This window comes from Roseateles sp. AC306 (assembly GCF_979253795.1).
Window position 1 is genome coordinate 64,827 of sequence record NZ_CEEDEB010000011.1, and the last position, 21,714, is coordinate 86,540.

At 69.8% G+C, this 21,714-nt stretch carries 18 protein-coding genes; 10 read left to right on the plus strand and 8 right to left on the minus strand.

Annotation, left to right across the window (positions count from 1 at the left end):
* The first annotated feature begins 71 nt into the window (after positions 1-71).
* Complete coding sequence (locus tag AC0IZJ_RS19885) at positions 72-695, plus strand: glutathione S-transferase family protein (RefSeq protein WP_471853067.1); 624 nt, start codon at positions 72-74, stop codon at positions 693-695.
* 3 nt (positions 696-698) lie between these two features.
* Here the strand turns inward: AC0IZJ_RS19885 and AC0IZJ_RS19890 are convergent, their stop codons facing one another.
* Together AC0IZJ_RS19890 and AC0IZJ_RS19895 are read right to left on the minus strand one after the other, a co-directional pair.
* Positions 699-1,346 (minus strand): response regulator, encoded by a 648-nt coding sequence (locus AC0IZJ_RS19890; RefSeq protein ID WP_471853068.1) that lies wholly within the window; start codon positions 1,344-1,346, stop codon positions 699-701.
* Positions 1,347-1,449: 103 nt separating this feature from the next.
* Complete coding sequence (locus AC0IZJ_RS19895; RefSeq protein ID WP_471853069.1) at positions 1,450-3,045, minus strand: FMN-binding glutamate synthase family protein; 1,596 nt, start codon at positions 3,043-3,045, stop codon at positions 1,450-1,452.
* Between the two features lie 142 nt (positions 3,046-3,187).
* Here AC0IZJ_RS19895 and sppA point away from each other — a divergent pair, with 142 nt between their 5' ends.
* Entirely contained in the window at positions 3,188-5,068 is a 1,881-nt protein-coding gene (sppA, locus tag AC0IZJ_RS19900; protein WP_471853070.1) for a signal peptide peptidase SppA, read from the plus strand.
* Between the two features lie 660 nt (positions 5,069-5,728).
* Here sppA and AC0IZJ_RS19905 read toward each other — a convergent pair.
* Positions 5,729-6,442, minus strand: a complete 714-nt coding sequence (locus tag AC0IZJ_RS19905; RefSeq protein WP_471853071.1) for a PEP-CTERM sorting domain-containing protein — start codon at positions 6,440-6,442, stop codon at positions 5,729-5,731.
* Positions 6,443-6,579: 137 nt separating this feature from the next.
* Positions 6,580-7,218, minus strand: coding sequence for a glutathione S-transferase family protein (locus tag AC0IZJ_RS19910; RefSeq protein WP_471853072.1), 639 nt, complete (start codon positions 7,216-7,218; stop codon positions 6,580-6,582).
* A 121-nt stretch (positions 7,219-7,339) separates the two neighbouring features.
* Here AC0IZJ_RS19910 and AC0IZJ_RS19915 point away from each other — a divergent pair, with 121 nt between their 5' ends.
* Positions 7,340-7,972, plus strand: a complete 633-nt coding sequence (locus AC0IZJ_RS19915; protein ID WP_471853073.1) for a DUF6515 family protein — start codon at positions 7,340-7,342, stop codon at positions 7,970-7,972.
* Here AC0IZJ_RS19915 and AC0IZJ_RS19920 read toward each other — a convergent pair.
* The 4 genes from AC0IZJ_RS19920 to AC0IZJ_RS19935 form a co-directional block, all read right to left on the minus strand.
* Positions 7,965-8,948 carry an XdhC family protein gene (locus AC0IZJ_RS19920; RefSeq protein WP_471853074.1) on the minus strand — a complete coding sequence of 328 codons (984 nt, stop codon included), beginning with the start codon at positions 8,946-8,948 and terminating at the stop codon, positions 7,965-7,967. The two genes, AC0IZJ_RS19915 and AC0IZJ_RS19920, sit on opposite strands and share 8 nt — an antisense overlap.
* Before the next feature lie 68 nt (positions 8,949-9,016).
* On the minus strand, positions 9,017-9,874 hold the full coding sequence (locus AC0IZJ_RS19925) for a hypothetical protein (protein WP_471853075.1): 858 nt from the start codon (positions 9,872-9,874) through the stop codon (positions 9,017-9,019).
* Between the two features lie 95 nt (positions 9,875-9,969).
* Complete coding sequence (locus tag AC0IZJ_RS19930; RefSeq protein ID WP_471853076.1) at positions 9,970-11,709, minus strand: hypothetical protein; 1,740 nt, start codon at positions 11,707-11,709, stop codon at positions 9,970-9,972.
* Positions 11,710-11,790: 81 nt separating this feature from the next.
* Positions 11,791-12,327: a DUF924 family protein gene (locus AC0IZJ_RS19935; RefSeq protein ID WP_471853077.1), complete on the minus strand. Its 537-nt coding sequence runs from the start codon at positions 12,325-12,327 to the stop codon at positions 11,791-11,793.
* A gap of 144 nt (positions 12,328-12,471) precedes the next feature.
* Between AC0IZJ_RS19935 and AC0IZJ_RS19940 the strand changes: the two genes are divergently transcribed.
* The 7 genes from AC0IZJ_RS19940 to AC0IZJ_RS19970 all read left to right on the plus strand — a co-directional run bounded on the left by AC0IZJ_RS19940 (position 12,472) and on the right by AC0IZJ_RS19970 (position 21,714).
* Complete coding sequence (locus AC0IZJ_RS19940; RefSeq protein ID WP_471853078.1) at positions 12,472-12,795, plus strand: BON domain-containing protein; 324 nt, start codon at positions 12,472-12,474, stop codon at positions 12,793-12,795.
* A gap of 135 nt (positions 12,796-12,930) precedes the next feature.
* Entirely contained in the window at positions 12,931-14,013 is a 1,083-nt protein-coding gene (locus tag AC0IZJ_RS19945) for an acyltransferase family protein (protein WP_471853079.1), read from the plus strand.
* Positions 14,014-14,110: 97 nt separating this feature from the next.
* On the plus strand, positions 14,111-16,087 hold the full coding sequence (locus AC0IZJ_RS19950; RefSeq protein WP_471853080.1) for a ferritin-like domain-containing protein: 1,977 nt from the start codon (positions 14,111-14,113) through the stop codon (positions 16,085-16,087).
* Positions 16,077-18,890, plus strand: coding sequence for an ATP-binding protein (locus tag AC0IZJ_RS19955; RefSeq protein WP_471853081.1), 2,814 nt, complete (start codon positions 16,077-16,079; stop codon positions 18,888-18,890). Before AC0IZJ_RS19950 ends, AC0IZJ_RS19955 begins: the two co-directional genes overlap by 11 nt.
* 146 nt (positions 18,891-19,036) lie before the next feature.
* The gene (locus AC0IZJ_RS19960) at positions 19,037-19,429 is read left to right on the plus strand and encodes a DUF488 domain-containing protein (RefSeq protein WP_471853082.1); all 393 of its coding nucleotides are present in this window, start codon (positions 19,037-19,039) and stop codon (positions 19,427-19,429) included.
* A 55-nt stretch (positions 19,430-19,484) separates the two neighbouring features.
* Positions 19,485-20,537, plus strand: a complete 1,053-nt coding sequence (locus tag AC0IZJ_RS19965; RefSeq protein WP_471853083.1) for a helix-turn-helix domain-containing protein — start codon at positions 19,485-19,487, stop codon at positions 20,535-20,537.
* A 61-nt stretch (positions 20,538-20,598) separates the two neighbouring features.
* Positions 20,599-21,714 (plus strand): serine hydrolase domain-containing protein, encoded by a 1,116-nt coding sequence (locus tag AC0IZJ_RS19970; RefSeq protein ID WP_471853084.1) that lies wholly within the window; start codon positions 20,599-20,601, stop codon positions 21,712-21,714.

The following is a 21,714-nucleotide window of genomic DNA, read 5'->3' on the forward strand; positions in this document are numbered from 1 at the left end:
CACGGCCGGGCGGTCAGGGGCCGCTCGCTAGAATCGTTTCGACTTGTGACCCCTGCCTACTTATGACCGCGATGAAGTTGATCGGATCTCTCGCCAGCCCCTACGTGCGCAAGGTGCGCATCGTGATGGCCGAGAAGAAGCTCGATTACCAGTTGGTGCTCGAAGACGTCTGGGGCAGCGACGCCATCCTGAAGATGAACCCGCTCGGCAAGGTGCCCTGCCTCGTCATGGAGGGCCAGGATTCGATCACCGGCGCCGTGTTCGATTCGCGCGTCATCGTCGAGTACGTGGACACGTTGTCGCCGGTGGGCAAGCTCATTCCGGACCGCGGCCGCGAGCGCTGCGAGGTGCGCACCTGGGAGGCGCTTGCGGACGGCATCGTCGACGCCGCCCTGCTTGCGCGGCTGGAGCGCACGTGGGTTCACCGCACTGATGAAGAACGCAGCCCCGCCTGGATCGCCCGCCAGATGGCCAAGGTGACAGCAGCGCTCGCCGCAATGAGCCAGGGCCTGGGCGAGAAGCCCTGGTGCTCGGGCAACCATTTCTCGCTGGCCGACATCTCGCTGGGCTGCGCCCTGGGTTGGCTGGAGTTCCGCTTCCCGGAGATCAACTGGCGCGAGGACTACCCGAATCTGGCGCGTCACATGGACAAGCTGTCCCAGCGCCAGAGCTTCGCGGACACCGTACCGGCCTGATCCTCAGGCGATCAGCAGTTCGCGGGAGCGAACATGCAGCAGGCGCACCTGGCGCCAGATGCGGCGTTGGATCTCGGCGGCTTCCAGCTTCCACAGCGTTGCGATCTCCGCCAGCAGCAGGCCTTGCGCCAACAGCGTCAGCAGATGGCGGCTGGCCTGGTCGATCTGTCGTCCGGCCGGCGTGGTGTCCAGCGCCGCAGCGGCCTGGCGGGCGGTGGCCAGCGGGCTGCGCTCGATGCCGAAAGCAGCCATGGCCTGGCGGGCGAGCTGGGGGCTGAGCATGGCGCGGCGGTCGTGCAGCCGGGAGATGGCCTCGATCAGCCCATCCCCGCTGCCGTCGTCCACGTGATAGGCGTTGGCCCCGGCGCTCAAGGCGGCGAAGAGCTGCAGATCGTCGGCGGTGGGCGTCAGCAGCAACAGCTGGGGCCGCACCTGCAGCCGGCCAAGTTCGTGGGCGACGCGCATCGCGTGGCTGTCCAGCAGGCGCAGGTCGCTGGCGACGATGTCCGGCGCGAGGGAGGCAATCTCCGCCAGGGCGTCAGTGAGATGACCATGGCTGCCGGCCAGCTCGATGCCGCTGGCCTGCAGCAGCAGGGAGCGCGTGCGCTGCAGAGTGGGCTCGCTGAGGCGGAGGAGATAGACGGTCGGCATGACGGCAGGGAAGGCGCCGTGATTGTGCGCGTTTTGGCCCTCATCCCCCTAACTTAAAGCCTTCATCCGCCTGCAACCCCCGCGTCCGGGCGGTTGCCCTCATTCAAGCGGTTCGTTCGATAGCGCCCTGCGGCGCAAAGCTGTGCGCGCTGGCCAGCGGCCAGTAGATCTTGAAGGTGTTGTGCGGCAGCTCGCCACGCAGCACGGCACCGGGCGCAACGAAGGGCAGCAGGTTGGCCAGCAGCTTGACCTCGTGCTTGTCCAGCCGGTGCACGATGTGCTGGGCGGTGATCTCCTGCGGATGGCACAGGCCGGCGGCCTCCACCAATTCCTTAAGCGCCTTCAGCGTGCCCTGGTGGAAGTTGGCCACGCGCTGCGCCTTGTCCGGCACGACGATGGCGCGCTGGCGCTGGGCGTCCTGCGTCGTCACGCCGGTCGGGCAATGGCCGGTGTGGCAGGCCTGGGCCTGGATGCAGCCGAGCGCAAACATGAAGCCGCGGCCCGAATTGCACCAGTCGGCGCCGAGCGCCATCAGGCGCACGAGATCGAAGGCGGTCGTGACCTTGCCCGCGCAGCCGATCTTGATCTTGTCGCGCAGGTTCAGGCCGACCAGCGTGTTGTGGATGAGCAGCAGCCCTTCCTGCAGCGGCGCGCCGACGTAGTTGGTGAACTCCAGCGGCGCGGCACCCGTGCCGCCCTCGGCGCCGTCAACGACGATGAAGTCCGGCGTGATGCCGGTCTCCAGCATGGCCTTGGCCAGCGCAAACCACTCCCACGGATGGCCGATGCAGAGCTTGAAGCCGGTCGGCTTGCCGCCCGACAGCGTGCGCAGCTGCTCGATGAACCGCATCATCTCGATGGGCGTGGAGAAGGCGCTGTGGCGGGCCGGCGAGATGCAGGCCACACCCTCGGGCACACCGCGCGTGGCGGCGATTTCCGCGGTGACCTTGGGGCCGGGCAGCACCCCGCCGTGGCCGGGCTTGGCGCCCTGGCTGAGCTTGAGCTCGATCATCTTGACCTGCGGGTCGCCCGCTGCGGCCTGGAACTTCTCGGGGCTGAACGAGCCGTCGTCATTGCGGCAGCCGAAATAACCCGAGCCAATCTCCCAGATCAGGTCACCGCCATGCACGCGGTGATGCGCGCTGATGGAGCCCTCGCCGGTGTCGTGCGCAAAGCCGCCCTGCTTGGCGCCCTTGTTCAGCGCCAGGATGGCGTTTGCGCTGAGCGCGCCGAAGCTCATCGCCGAGATGTTGAAGACGCTGGCTGAGTAGGGCTGGGCGCGGCCTGCGCCGATGGTGATGCGGAAGTCGTGGCTCGTGAGATGAGTCGGCGCCAGCGAGTGATTGATCCACTCGTAGCCGCGCGCGCCCACATCGAGCTGGGTGCCGAAGGGGCGCTGGTCGGGGTCGCCCTTGGCGCGCTGGTAGACGATGGAGCGCTGTGCGCGCGAGAACGGCGCGGCATCGTTGTCGCCCTCGACGAAGTACTGGCGGATCTCCGGGCGGATGAACTCCAGCAGGAAGCGGAAGTGGCCGATGACCGGGTAGTTGCGCAGGATGGAGTGGCGCGTCTGGCGCACATCGCGCAGGCCCAGCAGTGCCAGGGCCAGGAACACGATCACCACCACGCCGTCCACCAGGCCGCCCATCCAGCGGATGGCGAAGAACAACGCCAGCAGGCCGCACAGCACCCAGGTCATGTAACGCAGCGGAAAGTGCTGGTTGAGACGTCTCGTCCAGCCGGGCCAAGCAAGCATGTGGGGTTCTCTTCACCGTGACGGACGGATGCTAGCCCCGTCGGCGCTCACAATCGCCGCGCATCAACCCTCAAGGTCTCCGGCGATGAAGTCCGTGTTCTCCGCAATCGGCTGGTTTTTCTCCAAGGCCTGGTGGCTGCTCGACGGCACGCGCCGGGCGCTCACCAACCTGATCGTGCTGCTGCTCATCGTCATCATCGTCACGGCGCTGCTGACGCGAGGCCCCAAGCCGCTGGCCGAGAAGACGACGCTGGTGGTCAAGCTGGATGGCAACCTCGTCGAGCAGTTCTCCGGCAGCCCGCGCGAGCAGCTGATGGCGCAGGCCCAGGGCCGCAGCACGCCGCGTCAGACCCGACTGCGTGACGTGCTCGCCGCACTGGACCAGGCGGCCAGGGACGACAAGATCGGCGCCGTGCTGCTCGATGTGGAAGACCTGGGTGGCGCCGGCCTGGCCAGCCTGCACGAAGTGAGCGCGGCGCTGCAGCGCTTCAAGGCCTCGGGCAAGCCGGTGCTGGCCTATGCCGACCGCTACAGCCAGCGCGGCTACTTCCTGGCCGCGCAGGCCAGCGAGGTCTATGTGCACCCGATGGGCATGGTGATGATCGAGGGTTTCGGCCGCTACAACCTCTACTACAAGGACGCGCTGGACCGCCTGGGCGTGACGGCCCACGTCATCAAGGCCGGCACCTACAAGAGCGCCGCCGAGGTCTACACCGAGAACGGCCCCAGCCCCGCGACCCAGGAGTCCGTCGGCCTCGTCTACGGCGAGCTCTGGAGCGGCTTCACGGGCGCCATCGAGACCGCTCGCAAGCTGGAGGCCGGCAGCATTGCCAAGGGCATCGCCGAGCTGCCGCAGCGCCTGGGCGCCGTGAACGGCGACACCGCCCAGCTGGCCCTGCAGGCCAAGCTGGTGGACGGCCTGAAGACGCGTGACGAGATGCGCGCGCTGATCATCGCCAAGGGCGCCAGGGACGAGCAGAGCAAGAGCTTCCGCCAGGTGTCGCTGAACGAGTACATGGCCTATGTGACGGACGCCGGCACGCCGAGCAAGCTGCAGCCGGGCGTCGGCATCGTCGTGGCAGAGGGCGAGATCGTCGATGGCGATGCCGGCCCGGGCCGCATCGGTGGCGACTCCACCGCCCGCCTGATTCGCAAGGCGCGCGAGGACGAGGCCATCAAGGCCGTCGTGCTGCGCGTGAACTCGCCCGGCGGCAGCGCCTTCGCGTCCGAGATCGTGCGCCGCGAACTGGAGCTGACGCGCAAGGCCGGCAAGCCGGTCGTCGTCTCCATGGGCGACCTGGCGGCCTCGGGCGGCTACTGGATCGCCACCAGCAGCGACGCCGTCATCGCCGACCCGGGCACCATCACAGGCAGCATCGGCGTGTTCGGCATGCTGCCCACGGCCGAGAAGCTGATCGACAAGCTGTCGCTGCACACCGGCGGCATCACGACCACCTGGCTGGCCGGCGGCTACGACGCCCGCCGCCCGCTGGACCCGCGGCTGCAGGCCGTCATGCAGTGCAGCATCGACAACATCTACGCGCGCTTCACCACGCTGGCGGCGCAGGCGCGCAAGAGCACGCCGGAGAAGATCGACGCGGTGGCGCAGGGCCGTGTCTGGACCGGGGCACAGGCGAAGGAACGTGGCCTGGTCGACCGGCTGGGCAGCCTGGATGACGCGGTGCAGACGGCCGTCACGCTGGGCAAGCTGGAGGTGAAGGCGGGCGAGAAGCCGCGCCTGGTCTACGTGGAGCGCGACATGAGCCGCAAGGAGCGGCTGCTGGCGTCACTGAGCGACGTGGTGGCGCCGCCGCTGGCCCAGGCGGTCGGGCAGGCGCTGGGGCTGGACGCGCTGCCGGCTCCTTTGGTTGAAGAGCTGGCCACGCTGAGGGAGCTGGCGAAGCAGTCGGCGCAAGGGCGGTGGGAAAGGGCGGCGGCGGTGCATTGCCTGTGTGCGGCGCCTTGATGTCGCCGGTCGGGTGGCTTTTGCGGAACGAGTGTTCGCTCGCTGCATTGCCGGGAGTCCGTCCCGGCGGCCGGGTAACTTTCTTCTGCGGGGCCAGAAGAAAGTCACCAAAGAAGAGGCCCTGAACCGCACATCAGCACCACGTGCACGAGCTGCGCCGTGCAAGAGCCGTTCGGTGATTGGGACGACGCGAGCCGCTGCGCTCTCGCTGCTGTCCTTGTGACCAGCACCATCCGTCGCAGCGCTTGCCCGCCTAACGCGCGGCTGCACGCCGTGCTCACGAGAAATGCCGAATGCAGCGTCGCTCGGGCGACGCGCTCGCGCGTTGCTCCCCGTAGGTTGCCCGCCAAACCTCTGTACGTCGCCCCAGCGACCCGGCAATTCCTGGTGAGCTCGGCGTGCAGCCGGCGTTAGGCGGCGTGAAGGGGCGCGCCATGACGGTCGTCACAAGGACAGCAGCGGTTCGCGCCTACCCGAAAATGCCGTCGGACGTTTTCGCGCGCCGCTCATGGCGGCGTCGCGGTCGCGTGCGGTTCAGGGCCTCTTCTTTGGTGACTTTCTTCTGGCCCCGCAGAAGAAAGTTACCCCGCTGCCGGGCGGGACTCCCGGCAATGCAGCGAGCAGACACCCGCATCGCCAGAGCGACCCGCCCTAACTGATTCATTCGGCGCAGCGCCGCCGCACCACACCCGCCACCAACCCCAGACCCGCGACCAGCAAGCCCGCGCTCCCCGGCTCGGGCACGGCCGTGGTGCTGAAGGTGTCCAGCGCAAAGCCTGCGCCGCCGGGGCCGGAGACGAGGACGCTGATGGCGTCGATATCGGCCCAGTTCACCGGGCTGGGGTTGCCCGCGTCGTTGACGAAGGCGCTGAACGGAATGATGACGCTCTGCGCTTGTGACGCGCCGAGAGCGGTGCCGAAATCCGCCACGCTGCTGAAGGTGCCGGCGCCGTGCGCCGTGATGACGGTGACGGTCAGCGACATGGGCGCCGACACATAGCGGAAGTCGAGCCGGAAGGCGGCCTCGCTGAGCAGGTCGATGGAGAGATCCTGGCCCAGCCGGTTGGCCACGCCATAGGTCAGGTTGGTGACCAGCGGCACGGCCGCATCGGCCAGCGTGAAGTAGGCGCCGGCCTGAATCGCGGCAAAGGTGAACTTGCCCGTCTGGGCCACGCCCGCTTCGATGCTGTTGGCGAGGTAGCGCCCACCGCCCGGCGCCTGCGCCGAAGGCAGCCAGGTTTCGACAAAGGGCGCGGTATCGGTCTGGATCAGGCCGGTGCCGTCGCTGAAGGTGTCCTGGATGGAGGTGGCGTAGGCGCTGTTGACGACCAGGACGGTGGCTGCGGCACAGGCGGCAAATGCGTGGCGGTTCATGGAGGCTCTCCTCGGAGTGGCTGGTTGGACGGAATGCAGTCGACAGGTTCGACCCATTCCGACCAACGCAAACCACCGCTCGACCCGGACAGGGCCGACCTCCAAGAACGTGGGGGAGGACCGGGTAGCGGAGAGGCTCAGTACACCGGGTCCGCCAGCCCCTCCTTGGCCACCACCCGCTGCGTCGCCGGCCGGTCGAACACACGCTTCAGGTAGGCACCCAACGCCGGCCGCGTCTTGGCCGGGTTGGCCTGCATGCGCGTCCAGCGGCACAACATGAAGGCCAGCGGGTCGACCGCCGTGTAGGTGTCACCCAGGAACCAGTCGCCGCCGTGGCGGGCGAGGTGGGCGTCCATCTGGTCCAGCATGGGCGCGACCTGCGCCTCGGCGCGGGCCTTGACCTCGGCCGCTTCGCTGGCCATGCGGTCCGGGTAGAAGTAGTGGATGAGCATGGCCTGCAGCGTGTTCGTCAGCCAGACCATCCATTTGTAGTACTCGGCCCGCTCGGCCGTGCCCGGTGCGGGCGCGAAATTGAGATTGCCAGCGGGGTGGCAGTCGGCCAGGTGCATCAGGATGGCCGCCGTTTCATAGAGCACCAGATCGCCGTCGACCAGCGTCGGGATCAGGCCGTTCGGGTTGAGCTTCAGATAGGCGGGCGACTTGTGCTCGTTGTTGGCGCGGTCCACCGTGCGCAGCGTGAAGGGGATGCCCAACTCTTCCAGCAGGATGTGGGGCGCGAAGCTGGCGTTGCTGGGGAAGTAGTGCAGTTCGATCATGGCGGGCGGTGGCGGGCGGAAAGCGAGACGGCGAACTTTACGTGCCTGCAATGCCGCCGAAGTGCACAGGGCGCAGCCTGATGGCGTTGCGAATCCCTCCCCGGCTTTTGGGTTGAAGACGATGAAGACCTTGCTCCACGCCACCGCCGCCGTTGCGACCACTCTGATCGCGCTGTGCGCTGCCTTGCCCGCCCATGCCGACGTGCGCGTGCGCGCCAACATCGGCATGGTGTTCGACAACCGCTACCACCACGACCACTACTACCCCGCGCGCGGCTATGTGGCGCCCTACGTGCCGCGTGGTGCCGTCATCGTCGGCGCTGGCCCCGGCCGCTACTGGTTCCATGGCGGCGTCTGGTACCAGCCTTACGGGCCGCGGTACCGCGTCGTGCAGCCATCGCTCGGCCTCGTCATCCCGCTGCTGCCGCCGTCCTATGTGACGCTGACGCTGGGCGGCCTGCCGTATTACTACGCCAACGGCGTGTACTACCGGCCGGTGCCGGAGGGCTATGTCGTGGCAGCGCCGCCACCCGAGGCCAACACGGCGCAGGTCCAGCCTGCCACGCCGCCGACACCGCCGAAGGCCGAACCCGTCATCTACCCACGCAACGGCCAGTCGCCCGAGCAGCTGGAAACCGACCGCCGAGACTGCAACCGCTGGGCGACGACGCAGCCGAATGCGCAGGCCGATGCGAGCGTGTTCAACCGCGCAGTTGACGCCTGCATGGACGGCAGGGGCTACACCGTCAAGTAAGGGCGCAACCGGCCTCACCCCTCGCACCCGCCGCCCGATACCTCACCGCCGTCATCTCCGCCAGGATGCTCAGCGCGATCTCCGGCGGCGTGCGGGCGCCGATGTCCAGGCCCACAGGCCCATGCAGGCGGTCCAGCTGTTCTTCCGTCAGCCCGAAGTGCTCGCTCAGCCGCGCGCGGCGCTTGGCCTGGTTGACGCGCGAGCCGATGGCGCCGACGTAGAAGGCGGCGCTCTTCAGCGCTTCCATCAGCGCGAGGTCGTCGAGCTTGGGGTCGTGGGTCAGCGCAACGATGGCCGTGGCGCCGTCGGGCTTGAACGCCATCACCACGTCGTCGGGCATGTCGCGCGTCAGCGCCACGCCTTCCAATGCGAAGCCATCGGCGTACTCGGCGCGTGGGTCGCAGACGGTGACGCCGTAGCCCAGCGCCAGCGCCATCTGCGCGAGGTAGTCGGTCATCTGGCCGGCGCCGATGACAAGCAGCCGCCATTGCGGGCCGTGGTGGCTGACGAGCTCCGTGCTGCTCAAGGTCAGCGTGTCGGCACCAGGCTCGGCATCCGCCAGCGTGGCAGCGCCGGTCAGCAGGTCCAGCGTGCGGCGCACGCGTTCGCCACGCGTCAGGCGGGCCAGCAATTCATCGACGGCAGACTGCGCCCCCAGCGGCTCCAGCATCAGCTCCAGCGTGCCCCCGCAGGGCAGGCCGAAGCGGCGCGCCTCCTCGGCGCCAACGCCGTAACGCAGCGGTGTGGGCTTGTCGATTTGCAGACTGCCGGCACGCAGCTGGGCGATCAGGTCGTCCTCGATGCAGCCACCCGACACCGAGCCGGCAATCAGCCCGTCGTCGCGCACCGCCACCAGCGAACCCACCGGCCGCGGCGCGGAGCCCCAGGTGCGCGTGATCGTGCCCAGCACGACACCGCGCGCCTCGGCCCGCCAGCCGGCTGCCGTGCGCAGCACGCCGAGATCGAGGTTGTCCATCGCCCCTTGCCCATCCGCAAAAGGCCGCAGCGTAATCGCCATCGCGGACATTCGCGGCGGTGAGGCCATCACCAGGCGAATTGGGCGGCCAGCTGGCCATAGGTGGCACGGGTGCCCTGCGGGCCGTGGCTGCGGCCCAGTGCCGGCGCCAGCGTCCAGCCGCCGCCCACCGGTACCGCAGCCTTGAGCTGGGCGGTGCGCAAGCTGCCGCCCTCCTGCAGGCGGTCGGCCATCACCTCGCCGCTGACGGCAACCTGGTTGTCGAAGCGCCAGGTGGCGCCGAGCTGCGAGCTGCGCGCGAGGGCCAGCTCGTCGCGGTTGACGACCGAGGGGCGCGGTTGCAGCAGGCCAAGCGCACCGGGCGAGCCGGCCTGCGTCGTCGTCTCGCTGAGCTTGTAGCGGTTGCGCATCGTCGCGCCGTAGACGGTGAGCTGTTTGCCCACGGCCACCGCGCCGTGCACGCCGACACCCCGGCCACGCAGGCGCTGGTCGGTCGTCGCGTTGCGGGCGCGGGCCGTGCGGTGCGTCGCGTCCACACCCACGCTGACGCCGTCCACCGGCCGCATGTCGGCGGCGGCGGCCCAGTCGGTCTGGCTGAGGGCGCTGCCGTCGCGGCGGCGGGTGGCGTCCAGCGTCGCCTGCCAGGCACTGCCGGCCACGCCGACACCGGCACTGACCTGCTTGGGGCGGTAGCTGCGGCCGGTGACGGCGTCCTGGCTGCGTGAAGTGCCCGCGCCGACGTTGACCCAGGCCCGATCGCCCACCGGCAGGCTCAGCGACGCGGCCGCCTGCTGGTTCTTCTGCGAATCACGCTGCGCCGCGACAGTGACCGAACGGTGGCCGGCGTTGGGGGCGGGCTCATCAGCGTGAGCGAGTGCCGGCAGGGCCAGCAAGGCGGCAAGCGTGGTGATGGAAAGACGGGACATGGCGGGCTCCTCGGTGTTGTGGGTGGGGCCTGCTCCAGCCCCTTCACCTGCACAACGCCCGCCGCGCCGCGTTTCTTCCCGGCCGATGCAATTGCTTACGGAAACTCGTTCAGCGTCGCCGTGTTCGAGCCGCCTTTGCACCGCGCCGGCTCGCCCTTGTCATTGACGATGCGCTCGATGCTGCCCTTGTCCACCAGGCAGACGGTGATCATGTGGTGCAGCTTCACGCCAGGCTTGTCGGGCACCTCGATGGCGCGGTCCAGCAGCACGTCGGGCTGCAGGAAGACGCTGTAGACGCCCAGGCCCCAGGCCTCGTGGCGGGTCACCGTGTCGGCCACCTTGTATGACGCGAAACCGCGGCCGGTGGGGCTGGTCCACAGCGCCTGCGTGGGTGGGTCGTAGGGCAGCTCGGACTGGTAGAAATAGACCCGCCCGCCGTTGCCGCGCCAGACCACCTGATGGTCCTGGAAATGCTCGACGAAGAGGCCGTAGATGGTCACGTCCTCGCCGTCCACGACCAGGCCGTGGGCGGACGGGTTGCTCGTCCAGCTGACGCCGTCGCCGTGGTCGGCGCGCCAGAGCCAGGTGTGGTCCACCAGCGTGTCGTGGGCGTTGATGCGCAGGGCAGTATTCACACGGCCGGGCGCGGCGCCCCCGACGCGGAAGAACACGTCGTGCAGCACCGTCGGGTTCGCCTTGTGCCGCGCCTTGCTGCCTGGCGGGCCCACCTCCATCAGCACGCCGGAGTCCTCCCGGCCGGCGTCCAGGAAGAGGCCGGAGATCGTCAGCCCGTCCACGTCGGCCGTCTTCAGCAGCGGCGCGCCGTTGTCCGAGCGCAGCGTCGGGAAGCCGATGCCGAGCACCACCGTGCCGGGGCGCTTGACCTGCAGCGTCTCGGTCAGCAGGTACTCGCCCGGCGTGAACAGCAGGTGCTTGCCGGCCGCCAGCTGAGCGTTCAACGCGGCGGCCGTATCGCCGGGTCTGGCGATGTGGAAGCGGCTGATCGGCAGCGTCTTGCCGGGCGCCATGCCGTTCTTCCAGGAGATGCCCGCGCTATCGCGCCGCAGCGCCGGCACGCGCACCGCGTAGCCGCCGTCCTTGTCGATGAAGAGCCACGGCTTCTCCCGCACCAGCGGCGTCTTGTCGACACGCGTGTAGCGGGTCGCGGGCGCGGGGAAGTCGCCAGCCGGCGCCTGCGGCACGCCGACGAAGACCATGTTCCAGTTCGAGCCCGTCCAGCTCGCCCATTCGCTGTTGCGCGACAGCCATTGCTGCTGCGTGGCCGAGTTGACCTGGCCGTCCACCAGCACGTCGGCAAACCAGCCACCGCTGGACCAGCCCTGCTTCTGGTTCAGCCGGATGTTGCCGCGCACATGCATGCGCCGGAACGGAATGGCCTGGGACACGGCCCATTGCATCGTGTGTCTTCCGCCGTCCATGCCGATGCCCAGCGTGGGTGTGACCGAGAAGTTCTCCGCGCCGCGCCAGAAGTTCTGCGTTGCGTTGTCACCGTCCAGGAAGGGCGTGGAACGCAGGTCGCCGATGACATGCACGTCCCCCGGCAGCTCGCCCAGGCCCAGCACCTGCGTGTAGAAGCCGACGGGGATGCGCAGGTCGCGGTAGGTGCCGGGCTTGAGCAGGATGGCGTCGCGTCGCGGGCCGAAATGATTGGGCTGCTGGGCCTCGTAGATGGCGTCGATGCGCTGCTGCAGCCCCGGCGTGGCCGGGTCCAGCACATGGACGTTGGGGCCGAAATCCGGCGGTGAGGCCAGGGCGATGAGGGGCGCGGCGAGAGCGGCTCCCAACAGGCGGGCGTGGACAGTTTTGCGCGGCATGTGGATTTGGAATCGGTTCCAATCTCCGCATTGGAGCACGCCCGGCTGGCTCCGGGCGTCGGGTCGACTACCGAGCGCGCCTCAGAAGCTGGAGCCCGGCTGCTTCAGGAACTCCAGCTCCTCGGCCGTCGATGCGCGGCCCAGGATGGCGTTGCGGTGCGGATAGCGACCGAAGCGGTCGATGATGGCCCGGTGCTTCAGCTCGAAGTCATGCGTGTGCTGCGGCGCCCGCTCCTTCATCAGCGGTTCGCCCGCCGCGTGGATGGCGGCGGACTCGCTGTGCATCCAGGGCATGTAGAGGAAGGAGCGCTGGTCGAACTGCAGCTGCAGGTCAGCACCAGCGGCCACGGCCTCCTGGGCCAGCGCCAGCGCCAGCGGGTCGGCGGCAAAGGCGCGCGGCGTGCCGCGATGGAGGTTGCGGGAGAACTGGTCCAGCACGATGACCTCGGCCAGGCGGCCCTCGGGCGTCGTGCGCCACGCCGACAGCTCGCAACGGATGGCCTGCTCGTGCAGCGCGCCGAAGCGGCTGCGGACCTGGTCGTCGAAGGCAGGGTCGGCGCTCCACCAGTCGGCGGGGCGGATTTCCTGGAACCAGAAGGCGAGGACGGTATTCGGCATGCGGCCACGATAGCGCCTTGCGGGGCTAGGAGCTCTCCTACATCCCAATCTCCCGTCGCCCGGCAGGCGCAGCGCGGCTGCCTGAATAGATTGGCAGCCGTTGGATTCGCAAGGTGCGCGTCCTCGCCATTGAAAGGGCAACCCATGAAGTTCTCCAAGCTCGCCTCCCTCATCGTCGCCGGCGCCCTGGTGGGCCCTCTGGCCGCCCACGCGGCTGACAGCAAGCCCGCCGGCACCACCAAGACCTGGGTCAAGGACTCGGTCGTCACGACCAAGATCAAGGCCCAACTGGCCGCCAGCAAGGTCTCGTCGCTGGCCGTCGTCCATGTGGACACCGACGCCGACGGCTTCGTGCAGCTGACCGGCAAGGTCGCGAGCCAGGCTGAAAAGGACCGCGCCGAAAGCATCGCCAAGGCGGTGGACGGCGTGAAGTCGGTCGACAACCAGCTGACCATCACGGCGAAGTAAGGCGTTCGGCGTTGCCTGCGGCAAAGCCAGTTACGGGCTTTTACCGAGAGGCCGCCGGTACAATTTCACGCGTTTGATCGACGGGCCTGCATTACGCAGGCCCGTTCCTTTTTGTCTGTCGCTTCGTGTTTCCAGATGTCCACGCCCTCCCGCCGACTGCCGCACATCGACGCCTTGAAGGCCGTCGCGGCCCAAGTCATCGTGCTGCACCACCTGGTGAGCTACGGGCCCATCGCACGCGCCGCGCATGAAGCGCTGCCGCTGCTGGCGGGCCTGATGCATGAGTACGGTCGCATGGCGGTGCAGGTCTTCCTGGTCGTCGCCGGCTTCCTCAGCGCCCGCGGTCTTTCGCCTCGTGGCGGCGCCTTGCAGGCCGGCGTGCCGGAGCTGCTGTGGCGGCGCTACCTGCGCCTGGTGCTGCCCTTCCTGGCAGCGCTGGCGCTGACGCTGGGTGCCTGCGGCCTGATCGCGTCGTCCTGGCCCGAGCTGGTGCCGGCCGACATCAGCGCCGGCCAGCTGCTGTCGCACGCGCTGCTGCTGCACGACGTGCTCGGCTACGAGGCGCTGACGGTCGGCGCCTGGTATGTGGCCATCGACCTGCAGCTGTTCGCCGTGCTCGTGGGCCTGCTGTGGCTGGCGCGGCGCGGCTGGCGGCATCCGAGCCGCCTCGTCGTCGGCCCGCTGCTCGTGGCCGCCGCCGCACTGGCCTCGGCCTTCGTCTTCAACCTTGACCCGACGCTGGACGCCTACGCGCCCTACTTTTTCGCCGCCTACGGCCTGGGCGCCCTGGTGCACTGGCTGGGCCTGTGGCGCCACCGCCGCGCCGGCCTCGTGCTGCTGGCCGTGGCCTTTGGCGCGGCGCTGTGGCTGGACTGGCGCGACCGCCTGGCCCTGGCCATGGCCACCGCGCTGTGGCTGGCCCTGGCCGAAGCGCGCCACGCGAGCGGCCAGTCGCTGCTGCCGGCGCGCTGGGCCGAGGTGCTGGCCCGGTGGGCCACGCCGTCTTATGCGCTGTTTTTGCTGCACTTCCCGGTGCTGCTGCTGACCAACGCGCTGATGGTCTACCTTGGCGACGCCTCGCCCGCCATGGGCCTGACGATGCTGGTGGCGACCTGGGCGCTGGCCAACCTGCTGGCGCGGCCCTTCCACCGCTGGATCGAGGCGCCCGCTGCGCGCTTCGACCCGCTCGCCTGGCTGCCCAGGCTTCGCACGGTCTGAACCGGCCTTTCTTGCCCGGTTCGCGCTTGGGTTCGCCATAGGGCATCCAGCGCGGGCTGCGTGCTAATGTCGCGCCGCCTGTCGGACGACCCGCCTCATGACTCACTCCCCCACGGCTGCGGCGCCCAGCCGCGAGCAACTGCTGCACAGCCTCTACGAGGCCGCCGAGCTGGAGCACAACCTCATGTGCACCTATCTCTACGCGGCCTTCAGCCTGAAGCAGGGCGAGGCCGAAGGGCTGCGGCCTGAAGAAGCGGCGGCGGCGGAGCGCTGGCGGCGCGAGATCGTCGCCGTGGCGGTCGAGGAGATGGGCCACCTGGTCGCCGTCTGGAACATCACGGCGGCCCTGGGCGGCGCGCCGCACCTGGGCCGCGGCAACTTCCCGCTCGACCCCGGCTATCTGCCGGCCAGCGTCGTCGTCAAGCTCGCGCCCTTCAGCGACGCGACGCTGCAGCATTTCATCTACCTGGAGCGCCCCGACGGCAGCGCCGAGGCCGATGGCGAAGGCTTTGCCGCCGAGCGTTCCTTCTCGCGCAACGCGGTGGCGCCGCGCATCACGCCGATGGCGCGCGACTACGACACCGTGGGTCATTTCTACGCCACGCTCTCGGCCGACCTGCAGGCCTTCGTCGCCGAACACGGCGAGGCGGCCAGCTTCTGCGGCGACCGCGCGCTGCAGCTGGGCCCGGGCGAGCTCAACCTCGGCGGCGCCCGCCCGGTGCTGTGCTCCAAGACGGCGCTGGCCGCCTTCGACGCCATCGTGCGCCAGGGCGAGGGCGCGCCCAGCGACAGCGAGGCGTCGCACTACCAGCGCTTTGCCGCCATCCGCGCCGAGCTGGCCGGGCTGCGCGCCGCCAACCCCGGCTTCGAGCCCGCATGGCCTGCCGCCACCAACCCGGTGCTGCGCCGCCCGCCGCGCCCGGAAGGCCGGGTCTGGCTGGAGGACGCCGCCGCGGCCGCCACCGTGGACGTCGCCAACGCCAGCTACGGCCTGATGCTGCGCCTGCTGGCCCAGGCCTATCTGCTGCCCGGCCCGTCGGCCGAGAAGAGTCTGCATGTCGACCTGTCGCTGGGCCTGATGCGCGCCTTCACGCCGCTGGCCGAGCACGCCGCGCGCCTGCCGGCCGGGCCCAGCAACCCGGGCTGCCACGCCGGCGCCAGCTTCACGGCGCTGCGCGACACGGCCGCCTTCCCGCCGGGGCCGGCCGCGCGGCGCTTCGTCATCGAACGCCTGGCCCAGCTGGCCGACGCGGCCGCCAAGTTGCATGGCGAGCTGGGCGCCGAGCGCACCGGCCGCGCCGCCGCGCAACTGCAGGCCCTGCGCGAACGCGCCGAGCGCGGGCTGGACCTGAACGCGCCGGTCGCCGCCGCTCCCTCGCGGGCGGCCGCCGCCCCGCCGCCGCCCGCGCCACCCACGGAGGTCAGCGATGGCATCGAGATCGTGCAGGGTGAAAAGCTGGAGCTGCGCTTCGAGGCCAAGCGCTGCATCCACGCGCGCTTTTGCGTGACGGGCGCGCCCAAGGTCTTCCTGGCCAACACGCCCGGCGCCTGGCTCTACCCCGACGCGATGCCGGTCGAGCGCCTCGTCGACATCGCCCACGCCTGCCCCTCGGGCGCCATCCAGGTCCGCCGCAAGGACGGCGAGGCCGACGAGGCGCCACCGCCCGTCAACCTGCTGCAGGTGCGCGAGGCCGGGCCCTACGGCATCCGCGGCGAGCTGGTGCTGCGCGGCGAGCCCATCGGTACGCGCGCCACGCTGTGCCGCTGCGGCGCCAGCAAGAACAAGCCCTTCTGCGACGGCAGCCACCACGACATCGCCTTCGCCGCCACCGGCGAGCCCGAGACCGGCCTGCTGGGCCTGTCCACCGACATGCCGGCCAGCCGCGACGGCCGCATCGACATCGAGCCCGAGCCCAATGGCCCGCTGCAGCTGCGCGGCCAGATCGAGGTGCTGAGCGGCACCGGCCGCATGGTCTGCCGCGTGGCGCAGGCGCGGCTGTGCCGCTGTGGCGGCAGCCAGACCAAACCCTTCTGCGACGGCAGCCACGCACGCAATGGCTTCAATGCCGCATAGCTCAGACAGCCAGACCCCCGCCGCCCGCACCGCCGAGCCCGCAGCCGGGGCCGCCCGGCGCGAGTCGCCGCAGGCGCTGGCCGCGCGCGTGCTCGTCATCGTGCTGGCCAGCCTCGGCGTCGCGATGACGCTGCTGGCCGCTGTGGAGTTCGCCACCGGCCGCGTCTCCGCGCTGTCGGGCCAGCGGCTGATGATCGCGCTGGGCATCCTCGTCGCGGCTGGTCTGGGCCACGGCCTGCGCCGCGCCGGCCGGCCGGCGGCCGCGAGCGTCGTGACCCTGGCCGTGGCCATCCTGACGCTGGCCGTGCACGCCGTGCAGGTCGGCCTGGGCGTGCACACGGTGTCGCTCGCCGTCGCCTGCCTGGCCATCACGCTCGGCGGCGGACTGGCAGGCAGCCGCGCGGCGGCATTGCTGGCGGCTCTGTATCTGGGCGTGGTCGCGCTGCTGGCCGCACTGGAGTCGCGCGGTGTCATCCCCGGGCAGGCGGCGCTGCTGCGCGTCACGCTCGGCGACCGCATGGTGGCCCATGTGCTTTACGCCACCACGGCCCTGCTCGCCGCGCTGCTCATCAACCGCGTGCTGGGCGCCGCCCTGCGCAAGGCGCTGGAAGAAGAAGCGCGCCTGGCCCGCCTGGTGCAGGCCGCGCACAACTGGGCCTGGGAGGCCGATGCGCACTTTCGCGTCACCTGGCTGTCCGACGAGTTCGAGCCGCTGTCCGACCACAAGCGCGAGGACTTCCTGCGTCTGGGCGAGGCCGACGGCGCCGTCATCGTGCGCGATGCCGACTACCACGCGCTGGTGGAGGACATCCGCCTCAAGCGCGCCTACCGCGACCGCATCAACGGCTTTCGCACGCCCGACGGCCGGCTGCTGTGGACGCTCAGCTCGGGCGAACCGATCTTCGACACCGCCGGCAAGCACACCGGCTGGCGCGGCGTCAGCCACAACATCACCGGCGAGCGCCTGACGCTGCAGCAGCACCAGCGCACCGCCAGCATGCTGGACAGGCTGCTGCGCGCCAGCCCCGACGCCATCTGCGTGGCACGCACGGCCGATGGCCGCATCCGCTTCGCCAACTCGGGTTTCTGCACCCTCATCGGCCGCAATCGCGACGAAGTCATCGGCCGCTCCGGCCGCGAGCTGGGCCTGTGGCCCGACAGCGGCGAGCCCAAGCGCCTGGCCACCGAGATGGCCGACACCGGTATAGCGCGCGACTTCCGCTCCGCCATCCTGGTGCACGGTGAGTGGCGCGACCTGCTCGTCTCCGCCGCCACGCTGGACTGGGATGGCGAGCCGGCGACCATGCTGATCGCGCGCGACATCACCGAGCGCGAGCGTGCCCGCATCGAGGCCGACGCCATCCTCGACCACGCCAGCGTCGGCATCGCCCTCACGCGCGGCGAACGCTTTGAGCGCGCCAACCGGCACTGGCAGGAAATCTTCGGCGGCGCCGAGCCCCAGCTGCCCGACGCGCGGGTGGCGGCCGGCAACACCGAGGCCTTCGAGCTGGATTTCGAGCGGGCCGACGGTTCGCTCATCACCGTGCGCCTGAACGCCCGGGGCCTGCCGCCGCTGTCGGGCCGCATCGAGAGCGACGACGAGCGCGACACGCTGTGGGTGGCCGAGGACGTCACCGAGCACCGCCGCCAGCAGCGCGAACTGCAGGCCGCCAAGCAGCAGGCCGAGACCGCAAGCCAGGCCAAGAGCGCCTTCCTGGCCACCATGAGCCATGAGATCCGCACGCCCCTCAACGGCGTGCTGGGCCTGGCACGCCTGCTGCAGCAGGCCGGCGCTGACGACGCCCACCGCGCCAAATACCTGTCCCACCTGGTTGGCGCGGCCGAGTCGCTCAACGAGATCGTCTCCAACGTCCTCGACCTGTCCAAGATCGAGGCGGGTCACCTGGAACTGGAGAAGATCGAGTTCGACCTGCATGCGCTGGCCCAGGCCAGCTTCGAGGGCTGCGCGGCGCTGGGCCGCGAACGCGGCCTGGAGATGCAGATCGACGTCTCGACCGCCCTGCCCCGCCTCGTCATCGGCGACCCGGTGCGGGTGCGCCAGATCCTGGCCAACTTCCTCGTCAATGCGCTCAAGTTCACCGAGCGCGGCTTCGTCAAGCTCAGCCTCGCGCCGGCCGGCCCGGACCGCGTGCGCCTGTCCGTGCAGGACAGCGGCATCGGCGTGCCGCCCGATCAGCAGGCGCGGCTGTTCCGCCCGTTCGCGCAGGCCGACGACTCGACCACGCGGCGTTTTGGCGGCACCGGGCTGGGCCTGTCCATCTGCCGCGAGCTGGCCGCGCGCATGGACGGCCACGTCGGCGTGGACAGCGACGGCCGCAGCGGCTCCACCTTCTGGGCCTCGCTGAGCCTGCCGCGCTCGCTGACCATCGACGACACCGCCACGCGCCGGCGCATCCCCATCCCGCAGCGCCACCCGCTGGCCGGCCAGCGCCTGCTGGTGGCCGAGGACAACCCGGTCAACCGCCTCATCATCACGGCGCTGCTGCAACGGCTGGGCGCCGAGGTCATCGAGGCCGAGGACGGCGAGCAGGCCGTGGCCATCGCCCGCGCCGAAGGCCACCGCCTGGACGCCGTGCTGATGGACCTGCACATGCCCAAGGTCGACGGCCTGCGCGCCACGCAGCTGCTGCGCGCCGACTCGGCCACCGCCAACCTGCCCATCCACGCCTTCACCGCCGCCGTGCTCGACCAGGAACGCCAGGCCGTGCTGGCCGCCGGCATGAATGGCTTCATCGGCAAGCCGGTGTCGGAGGCGGAGGTCATTCGCGTGCTCGGCAGATGACATGAGGCCCCTCGTCCAAGGCACACCTTGGCCGGTCCCCCAGGGGGACGGCGATGCTTGCGGCATTGAGCCGCAAGCACATCACCATGCCGGGCCGGCTTGGGAGCGTCCCGGCGCTCGGCCCGTAAGGACCTGAGGAGCACACCATGCCCATCCGCATCGTCAGGCTCGGCAGCCCACGCGCTGAAGGCGAAGGCAGCCGCATCGGCACCGTGCGCCGCCCGCCGCGCGGCGTGCCCAAGGCCGAGTTCGCCTCGCGCGATTTCTACGACGTCTGGTTCCCCACGCTTGCACCCAGCGCCGAGACGATGAAGCTGGGGCGGGCCGCCGGGACGGATGCCGAGTGGGCGGCCTTCACGAAGAAGTACCGCGCCGAGATGGCCGCGCCCGAGGCCCAGCACGCGCTGGCCCTGCTGGCGACGCTGTCGGCGCAGGCGAACTTCTCGGTGGGCTGCTACTGCGAGAACGAAGCGCGCTGCCATCGGTCTGAGCTGAGGGTCTTGCTGGAAGACAAGGGCGCACGACTGGCTTCGGCCTAGCACCGCTGCTCATGACCCACGCCGACCGGTGCCGCAGCGAGCCGATTCACTGACCATGTACGAATCCCTGTCCCTCTGCAGCGCCGTCCTGGGCCTCTTCCTGGCGGTGCCCTTGCTGGCCCTGCGTCGGCGGCGCGCCGCCAACGCCTGGATCGGCCTGTTCGTGCTGTCGATCTCGCTGCTGTCGCTCTCCAGCACCCGCTGGTATCACGCCCATCCCGAATGGTTTGGGCTGCTGGACTGGCCGGTGACGACGCTCGGCGCCTTCTACCTTTGCTATATGCGCGCCATGGTGGGCCTGGGCAATGACGGGCGGCAGGCCTGGCACTTCCTGCCGCTGGCGGCGTTCATCGGCTTGCTGCTGCGGGCGAAGTTCTTTCAGCCCGTCGATTTCGGCCTCTTCTTTCTCGCCTGCGAAGCGCTGGCGACGGCCTGCGCGGTTGCGGCGGGATGGCATCTGCACCGCGCTTCATCGCTGCCGCGCCGCGACCGGGTCTGGCTTGGCGCGCTGAGCGTGGTGGTGGTGCTGATCCTGCTGAACTGCGCGCTGTCCAGCCTGTTCGGTGGCCTCTGGGACTGGGGCCTGCTGGTGCACCGCGTCGTGATCCTGTATTTCGTTGGCTGGTTCGGCCTGCGCCAAGCCGGGGTCTTCCTGCCCGAGCGCAGCGCGGCAGGGGCGCCACCGCCCCAGCTCGCCGCCGAGGCCGACACCGGCAAATACGCCCGCTCCGGCATGACGGACGCCGCCCAGGCCCTGATCGGCGCCAAGCTCCAGCAACGCATGGCCCAGGCGCGGGACTTTCTGGAGAACGAGCTGACGCTGGCCGACCTGGCCGAGCACATCGGCACCTCGCCACAACTGCTGTCCCAGTACCTGAACGACACACTGGGCCTGAGCTTCTTCGACTACATCAACGGCCTGCGGGTGGCCGAGGTCCAGCGCATGATGGCCGACCCGGCCCAGGCGTCGGCAACGTTGCTGGACCTGGCCTACGCGGCGGGCTTCAATGCCAAGTCCACCTTCAATGCCGCCTTCAAGAAGATCAGCGGGGCGACGCCCTCCGAGTGGCGGCGCCTGCGGGCAAGCACGTCCGAGCCGATCCGCTGAGACGACGCGGCAGGCCAGGCCTTCGAGACTGGCGCACTTTCCCGCCAGGTCCGAATCCAAGATGAGCGCCTCTCGATCGATATCCCTCGCCCTGCCATGCGCCTTCGTGCTGGCCCTCCTGCTCGCCGGCTGCGGCGGTGGCGGCGGCAGCAACCCGGCGGCCACCGACAACGCCGCCACGACCACCATCCCCACCTCGGGCACGCTGCCCGAGCGGCTCAACGCCTATCTCGCCGCCCAGCCGGCCGATCAGCCCGGCATCAGCGTGCTGGCGGTCCGCGACGGCATGGAGTTCTACAGCGGCAACCGCGGCATGGCCAATACGATCACGGGCGCCGCGGTCGGCCGCCACACGGCCTTTCGGCTGGCCTCCGTCAGCAAGCCCTTCACGGCCGTGGCCATCATGCAGATGGTGGAGCGCGGCCAGCTGCGCCTGTCCGACTCGCTGCTGGACTACATCCCCGAGCTGCCCGCGCACTGGCGTGCCATCACCCTCGAGCACCTGCTGACGCATCAGTCAGGCGTCATCGACATCATCAACGACTTCTGGACGCCGGCGGTCTTCGAGGGCATGACGCTGGACGGACTCATCCCCTACCTCGCCACCCGCCAGACGACGCTGGAGTTCACGCCCGGCAGTCGCGGCGACTACAGCAACACCGGCTACATGCTGCTGGCCAAGGTCATCGAGCGGCGCCTGGGCGTGCGGTTCGCCGACCACATGGCGGCCAACATCTTCAGGCCCGCCGGCATGACGGACTCCTACATCAACGACGAGTTCCAGCCCATCAAGGCCGGCGACGCGCTGAACCGCGGCAACCTGACCACCTTCTACGGCCACACGACCTACTTCAAGGGCTCGATGGCGCAGGTCAGCTCGGCCGACGATTTCCTGCATTTCTTCGAGGCGCTGCTGAGCGGCAAGCTGGTGTCGCCGCAGACGCTGGCCGACATGATGCGACGGCACAGCAGCATCGCTGGCGGAATGTATGGCTACGGCTACGGTTTCGGCATCACCGGCTACGGCGTCAGCCACAACGGCGAGTGGGACGGCTTCTACACACTGATGAGCATCGACTCCACCCGCCGTCGCGCCTGGGTCGTGCTGACCAACTCAGGCGCGCCCGGCCTGGGTCACATCGGCGCGCTGGAGAAAATGATTGGCGACTTGCTGTGA

Bases quoted from the DNA above. Each gene is read 5' to 3' on its own strand.
- AC0IZJ_RS19915 (WP_471853073.1), top strand. From the start codon at position 7,340: ATGAAGACCTTGCTCCACGCCACCGCCGCCGTTGCGACCACTCTGATC.
- AC0IZJ_RS19930 (WP_471853076.1), bottom strand. From the start codon at position 11,709: ATGCCGCGCAAAACTGTCCACGCCCGCCTGTTGGGAGCCGCTCTCGCC.
- AC0IZJ_RS19950 (WP_471853080.1), top strand. From the start codon at position 14,111: ATGACTCACTCCCCCACGGCTGCGGCGCCCAGCCGCGAGCAACTGCTG.
- AC0IZJ_RS19965 (WP_471853083.1), top strand. From the start codon at position 19,485: ATGTACGAATCCCTGTCCCTCTGCAGCGCCGTCCTGGGCCTCTTCCTG.
- AC0IZJ_RS19935 (WP_471853077.1), bottom strand. From the start codon at position 12,327: ATGCCGAATACCGTCCTCGCCTTCTGGTTCCAGGAAATCCGCCCCGCC.
- AC0IZJ_RS19940 (WP_471853078.1), top strand. From the start codon at position 12,472: ATGAAGTTCTCCAAGCTCGCCTCCCTCATCGTCGCCGGCGCCCTGGTG.
- AC0IZJ_RS19955 (WP_471853081.1), top strand. From the start codon at position 16,077: ATGCCGCATAGCTCAGACAGCCAGACCCCCGCCGCCCGCACCGCCGAG.
- AC0IZJ_RS19970 (WP_471853084.1), top strand. From the start codon at position 20,599: ATGAGCGCCTCTCGATCGATATCCCTCGCCCTGCCATGCGCCTTCGTG.
- AC0IZJ_RS19960 (WP_471853082.1), top strand. From the start codon at position 19,037: ATGCCCATCCGCATCGTCAGGCTCGGCAGCCCACGCGCTGAAGGCGAA.
- AC0IZJ_RS19905 (WP_471853071.1), bottom strand. From the start codon at position 6,442: ATGAACCGCCACGCATTTGCCGCCTGTGCCGCAGCCACCGTCCTGGTC.
- AC0IZJ_RS19925 (WP_471853075.1), bottom strand. From the start codon at position 9,874: ATGTCCCGTCTTTCCATCACCACGCTTGCCGCCTTGCTGGCCCTGCCG.
- AC0IZJ_RS19920 (WP_471853074.1), bottom strand. From the start codon at position 8,948: ATGGACAACCTCGATCTCGGCGTGCTGCGCACGGCAGCCGGCTGGCGG.
- AC0IZJ_RS19895 (WP_471853069.1), bottom strand. From the start codon at position 3,045: ATGACCTGGGTGCTGTGCGGCCTGCTGGCGTTGTTCTTCGCCATCCGC.
- sppA (WP_471853070.1), top strand. From the start codon at position 3,188: ATGAAGTCCGTGTTCTCCGCAATCGGCTGGTTTTTCTCCAAGGCCTGG.
- AC0IZJ_RS19910 (WP_471853072.1), bottom strand. From the start codon at position 7,218: ATGATCGAACTGCACTACTTCCCCAGCAACGCCAGCTTCGCGCCCCAC.
- AC0IZJ_RS19945 (WP_471853079.1), top strand. From the start codon at position 12,931: ATGTCCACGCCCTCCCGCCGACTGCCGCACATCGACGCCTTGAAGGCC.
- AC0IZJ_RS19890 (WP_471853068.1), bottom strand. From the start codon at position 1,346: ATGCCGACCGTCTATCTCCTCCGCCTCAGCGAGCCCACTCTGCAGCGC.
- AC0IZJ_RS19885 (WP_471853067.1), top strand. From the start codon at position 72: ATGAAGTTGATCGGATCTCTCGCCAGCCCCTACGTGCGCAAGGTGCGC.